General features: G+C 44.7%; 3 protein-coding genes. 2 read left to right on the top strand and 1 reads right to left on the bottom strand.

Annotation, left to right across the window (positions count from 1 at the left end; all coding sequences use genetic code 11):
* A partial coding sequence (leuS, locus tag ACXJGZ_RS09040; RefSeq protein WP_456399090.1) for a leucine--tRNA ligase occupies positions 1–2,624 on the bottom strand: 2,624 nt, incomplete at its 3' end.
* 200 nt (positions 2,625–2,824) lie between these two features.
* Between leuS and ACXJGZ_RS09045 the strand changes: the two genes are divergently transcribed.
* Together ACXJGZ_RS09045 and ACXJGZ_RS09050 are read left to right on the top strand one after the other, a co-directional pair.
* The gene (locus tag ACXJGZ_RS09045; protein WP_456399092.1) at positions 2,825–4,420 is read left to right on the top strand and encodes an amidohydrolase; all 1,596 of its coding nucleotides are present in this window, start codon (positions 2,825–2,827) and stop codon (positions 4,418–4,420) included.
* A 55-nt stretch (positions 4,421–4,475) separates the two neighbouring features.
* Positions 4,476–6,639 (top strand): hypothetical protein (locus ACXJGZ_RS09050; protein ID WP_456399094.1); only part of this gene is annotated, 2,164 nt, incomplete at its 3' end.

The following is a 6,639-nucleotide window of genomic DNA, read 5'->3' on the forward strand; positions in this document are numbered from 1 at the left end:
CTCTTCTCCGCAACCAATTCAGCGACGCGCCACTTCCACTCCTCGGCGGTATAGATGTAAGCCCTTCTTGCATTCTCAAGCCTTGCAACACTTATTATCTCCTTTATGTCATCTATCAGCCCTTTAATGTAGCTCTCCTCTAATTCAATCGTTTCGTTCCACCACTCCGGGACGGGCTCGGGCCACTTTGTTAGGCTCACGAAGCCTTCTCCCCCAAGCTTCTCCCAGAGTTCTTCAGCTATATGTGGTGTGAATGGGGCCATTAGTCTAACCCAGACCTCTGCAAGCTTCCTCAAGGTAGCTCTCTTTGCTTCGTCATCTCTACCCTCTGTTCTTCTTAAATACCATCTAAGATCGTTTAATATGTTGTAGAATGCCCATTGCACGGCAGTTCTAGTTCTGAACTCCTCTAAAGCGGCTGTAGCTTCTTTGATTGCAACATTTAGGCGATGAAGCATCCACTTATCAATATCCATAGGCTCTATTTCCCTGTTCTCATAGCTTGAGAACTCGCTTATCAGGTCATAAAAGCGTTCTATCTGCTTTCTTAGTTTTCCTACTTCTTTTCTACGCCAGTCAAAGTCACTATCATGCTCAGCTAGTCCCATTATGTAGAGCCTCACAACATCGGCACCGTTCTCCTCTATAGCATCCAGGAAATTTAGCACATTTCCCTTACTCTTGCTCATCTTTTGACCTTCCAGTGTTCCAAAGCCGTTCACCGCTATCCCCTTTGGCCAGTGCTCCTTCCTAAAGATAGCAACATGGTTGAATATGAAGAACGTCAGGTGGTTTGGAATGAGGTCTTTGGCTGAGCATCTCCAGTCGAGCGGGTACCAGTACTCAAACTCCTCTTTCATCTCTCTTATAACTTCCCTTGAAATTCCTGTTTTCTCACTTAATTCTCTCTCCTTTTCTTCATCAAACTTCATTAGGAAGATATAATCAAACAACTCTGGAGTTAGCTTTTCTGGGTTAAGCAGGTTCTCTTCGCGAAGTCTGTTTATTGTCCTTGAAATTGTGTAGTAAGCCATATAAATTGTCGAATCACTCAAACTCTCAATTACCCACTCTTTATCCCATGGAAGAGGAGTTCCAAGTCCGATTTTTCTCGCACATGCTTTCTTGTCGAGCCACTCGATAACCGCTTTAAATTGGTTTCTTCTACTCTCGGGGAATATCTTCATGTCTTCTAGTGCTTCTCTCGCCTTTTCCTTCCATTCCGGATTTCCATAATCTATGAACCACTGATCATGAAGTATTTTAACGACTGCCCTGTTGCCAAAGCGCGATATGACTTTCTTGTCGGCAAACTCGTACATCATATCCGCAGTGCCCTTCTCCTTCATATCCTTTGCAATCCTCTCTTTAACTTCGCTGACTTTCATGCCTTTGTAAGGTTCTATCTTGAAAACTCCTTTGTGGAATTCTTCCTTGTATATTGTCTTCGTCGCTTGTTCAAGCTTTTCAATGTCTTTCTGGTCCTTTACCCCAAGCTTTTCCACTTCTTCAACGGCAGGAAACTCTCCATATCCTTCCAAGCTTATCAGGGAGATATAGCTCATCTCTTCAAGAATCCGAGGATCAATATCGTACTTCATTAGAATCTCGGTGTTCTTTTTTAAATCCTCGATGGCAACATGATCGAAGGGTGCATGGGCAGGAACGCTCATGACGACACCGGTTGCGTTATCTGGATCGACAAACTCTGCCGGGAGGATTATTATTTCATCACCCGTAACCGGGTTTTCTACCCATCTTCCGATTAGCTTCTCTCCCTTGAATTCCTCAATAATCTCAATCTCCTTATCCTGGAAGCTTAACTTGTAGGCCGCTTCCTTGCTTATTACCCATATCTCCTCCTTGTCTCCGCTCTTTATCTTCGCCTTCACATATGTAGCCTCCGGATTTAACCACATATTGGTGACACCGTAAACTGTTTCCGCTCTCAGAGTGGCAGCGGGCAGATAGATTCTCTCGCCGTCCTTAAGTACAAATTTTATTAGAACATATTCCAGGATTGGAACATCTTCTCCCTCCATTATATCATGGTCTCCCAGTGCTGTCCCTACTATCGGATCCCATCTAACCCTGTGGGCACCTTTGACCACGAGTCCCTTCTCCTTTAGCGTTAGGAACTGCCACTCGATGAATTTGCTGAAGGGTGGGAAGAGTGATGTGGTGTGGAACTCTCTGCTCCAGTCAACTCCAAATCCAGCTTTAATGAAAGTTTCTTTAGCCGCCTTCATGAAATATTTCACTATGTTCTTTGGGTCCTCAAAGCTCCACAGAATATCTTCTGGAACCTTATAAACCTCTTTATATACGTAGATCGTTTGGGGATCTCTGTGTTTTATACGCTCGGCTATTCCAACTATCGGTGCTCCCGTTATGTGCCATGCCATAGGGAATAAAACGTTGTAGCCCTGCATTCTCTTAAACCTTGCAATTACATCTGGTATTGTATATGTCCTTGCATGTCCAACATGCAGATGTCCTGATAAATATGGAAATGCGACGGTTATGTAAAATTTTGGCTTGCTTTTATCTATTTGGGGCTCGAAGACTTTTTCTTGGCTCCATCTGGTCTGCCATTTTTCTTCAATTGTTTTAAAATCCACCATACTCTAACCTCCAAAAAGCTGTTAAAGGTGAACTTAAAAAGAGTTTGGTTTCAGCACTAGGGGGTTCATTGAAGAAGCTCTGTATCCTGGAGAACACCCTCCCCCCTCATAGGCATCGCCCTTAGTTTGAGCTTTTAATATTTAAAGGTTTTGGCATGAGCTTTTTATATTCTTTCGATGCAAATTTTAATGGTGGTTGAATGATCAGAGCATTTTTGAACGGAAAAATTTACACCTCTTTCAAGCCAAAGAAAATTGTAAACGCGTTGGTGGTAGCAAATGAGAGGATTCTTTATGTGGGTTCAAATGAAAAAGCAAGAAAAATCGCCAGAGAGCTTGGCGGTGAAGTGATTGACCTTCATGGCAAAGTTATCTTTCCCGGATTCATTGATTCCCACCTTCACTTGGAGGAGCTTGGGATGTATCTGGAGATGGCGGATTTGAGAGGTGTTAAAAGCATAAAAGAACTCAAAGAGAAAGTTGGAGACTTCGCTAAAAAAACTAAAACTACATGGATTCTTGGCCATGGCTGGGATCAGGAACTTTTTGATGAGAAGAGATGGCCAACACGCTGGGATTTGGATGAGGTGGTTAAGGAAAAGCCGGTGATGCTTTCGCGTGTTTGTTTGCATGCAGCTGTTCTTAACACAAAGGCTATGGAACTTGCAGATCTTTTGGAAGCGGAGCTGCCTGGAGTAATTAGGGATGAAGATGGAAAAGCCACAGGTGTCGTTAAGGAGGAAGCCTTTGAGCTTGCAAGAGAAAAATTCAAGGAAACACTAACCCTCAAGGATTATGAACACTTCTTAAAAACTGCGAGTGATTATGTCTCTTCCCTCGGTATCACAGCTGTCGGTACAGTAAGTGTCGAGGAGAGGACTCTTAAAGCATTAACGAACCTTGAAGCGAGGAGAGAGTTAAGAGTGCGTGTTTTTGCATATCTTGATCCTGGAAAAAGAGGCGTGAAAGAGAGCGGGATGTTTGAAAACTTGGACATCTTGAATGCCCTTAAGAAACTTGGAATTAGAAGTGGATTTGGAAGGAAAAAACTCAAAATTCAGGGAATAAAAATCCTTGCAGACGGTTCCCTAGGAGCAAGAACAGCATGGCTGAGCGAGCCTTATAGCGACGCTTCAACTCGGGGTTATCCAAACATCTCAAAGGAGCTCCTGCAAAAAATAGTGAGGGAGGCTCATGAAGCCGGACTTCAGATGGCAGTTCATGGCATAGGAGATGCAACGATTGACATGATTCTCGAGGTTTATTCATCACTTGGTGGTGTGGAGGGAAATAGACATCGCATAGAGCATGCCTCGATTTTGAGAGAGGATCAAATTGAGAAAATGGCAGAACTTGGGGTTGTTGCTTCTGTTCAGCCCCATTTTGTCATTACAGATTGGTGGGTGGTTAAGAGGGTTGGAGAAAAGAGGGCAAAGTGGGTCTATCCCTTTAAAAGCATGCTCGAAAGGGGAATAATCCTGGGCTTCAGCACGGATTCCCCGATAGAACCCACGAATCCATGGGAGACGATTTATGCTGCAGTCACAAGAGGAAAGCATGAAAATGTGGAGACATATAGATACACAGAAGATGAGGTCATGAACCTTGAGGAAGCGCTCCATGCTTACACCTACGGCTCCGCTTATATAATGCATGCTGAGAAGGAACTTGGAACACTTGAGGAAGGCAAACTTGCAGATTTCATAGTCTTGGATAGGGATCCATTCGAGGTGGAGGAAAAAGAGCTGAGGGGCATAAAAGTGCTTGAGACGTATGTTGGTGGTGAGAAGGTTTAAGGTTTTACAGCAAGCTTTTTATACTTTGTTCCTAAGTAAACTTCGAGGGGTTGAGATGAGAAAATTGCTTGTATTTTCATTCCTAATCCTGCTTGTCATGCTCTCCCGGGTTAATGCTTCATTATTGCTGACGGGAGTACACGGAGGGGATGGTATTGTAGCCGTGGAAGTCTGGCATGGTGACCCCTATTGCAATGCCCAGCGGGGCTGTTCTCCCGCGGGATATCCTACGTACTTCCTCTACAATGGAAAGGAATTTCAAGATGCTCCTGCGTGGTTTGGGAGCTATATAATGGTGGGCTACATTAACGGGAGCTGGATACTTCAGCGTGTTGCCGGTAAATATGAAATCGTTACCTGGGATAAGCGGGGTAAGAGAACAATATTCTCCAAAAAGTTGAACGGTTATCAGCCCGTTGGTGCAAGGATAGTTGGAGGGAAGCTCATAGCGTACATAGAGGATTATCCCAAGTCCACTTTACTTTATTTGGTTTTCATGAACGGAACATCCAAACTCCTGGGAAAAGTTGAAAACCTCTTTGATGGAATAGCCGAGAGAGATTACCTCTTCGTCCGAACGAGCCCCATAAAAACCCAGCAGTGGGGATTCTACGATTATTACGTGCTCACCGATGAGGGTTTTTCTTGGCTGGCCGGCGGCAATTTGTGGCTCGACTACTTCAATGGTACCCTTTTCCTTGTGGAATGGGGAAAGGTGGACCTCAACGAGACCCTTGTGGGAAAACTTGGTTTTAAGGTTGAAGTTTCTAAGGTGGAAGAGTTTGGAATTCCCTTGGGATGGAATGGTACATGGTACGTATACCACAACACAACCATAGCTCTTAACGAAGCACTCCTTTCGGGAGAGCCTGTTCCTTTATACTCCAAAAATGGTTCTCTTTTGGGTTATTATTATGTATCCGCCCCTAAAGATGGCATTGCGTATCTAGCCACTTCAAATGGCTTTGTACGCTTGAAGGGTCTAACGTGGTACACAGATGAGTGCATTGGTGAATGGCCTTACCTTGGGGGATTTAAAACGCCCGGCTGGCATGTTGCCTTTGATTCTACCCATATTTACCTCTATGCCAATGGAACCCTGTACATATGGGATATTAACACCGGGGTTAAAACTGCTGTTTATGTAGGTCCCACCCTCTTAAATTTGGTTAGTACCAGGAAGTTTTTAGTTCTCTACATCGGCACCATGACGGTCTCAAATGGCAGCACGGAAAACTATCTCTACGTTTATTCGAACCGCTCTATTGAGGATATCCTCAAGAAGCTTGAATCCCACTTCCACGAGCCTCCTGAGAAGAGGATTGATGTTGTTAAAGCCATCTCAAATGGGACGGCGGCACTCGTTTACGTGAGGAAGCCCGGCTCTGAGCCATGGGAGCCAGGTTATCTCTACCTTTTCAATGGAACTTCTTTCATTTATGTTGGAGAGCACCTTCCCCTTTCATGGAGCGGGGCATGGATTATCAGTGATTGGGAAAACGGAGAGATATACACATTCAATGGGAGCTGTTTGGAGCCGATGAAAGTCTGCGGAGATATTATGGGAGACTACATACTTGGAGGGAGTTACAATGAGAACCGCACCCTCTACCTTTACAGGGAGGGGAGGCTACTCGAAATAAAAACATTTGGAAAGGGCTCCCATTTAGGCAGAGCTCCCTTGGGGACGAACGCCGTCGTGGTTTACACGAACATGAAGAAGGACGGGAAATATTATAAAGAAGCGTACCTTATCCAGGGGACGCATGTTCAAAAAATTCCTCTTTTCCTCGACTTTGATCACTGGCTTTCCCTATATTATGGGAACGGAAAATACCTGATTGCATACAATGTTAAAGAGGCACCCGGCTTCTGGAGGGCGGGCCTCTACGAGTGGAATTTCACATCCATGCGGAAGGTTTGGGAGATGGATGGCATAACCGAGGTTCTCGGGTATGAAAATGGTAGGTGGCTCTTGAGGGTTGAGGGAAATGGTGGGTCGCTGGAGCAGAGTCTTTATACGTATTACAACGGCACTCTTGAGAGGCTCCTCGTTACAGATGATGTCAGGATAGAAATGCTCGTTGTGGGTGATTACCTCATTATCTCCAACGAAAGCATGGAAACCGATCCCCAGCAGACGGTTTACTCCCTCGAAGATGGAGGTATTGTGTATTTGGGAACTTTCAGGGTGAGGGGAAGCGCATACTATGAGGAAA

The organism is Palaeococcus sp. (in: euryarchaeotes) (assembly GCF_053987695.1).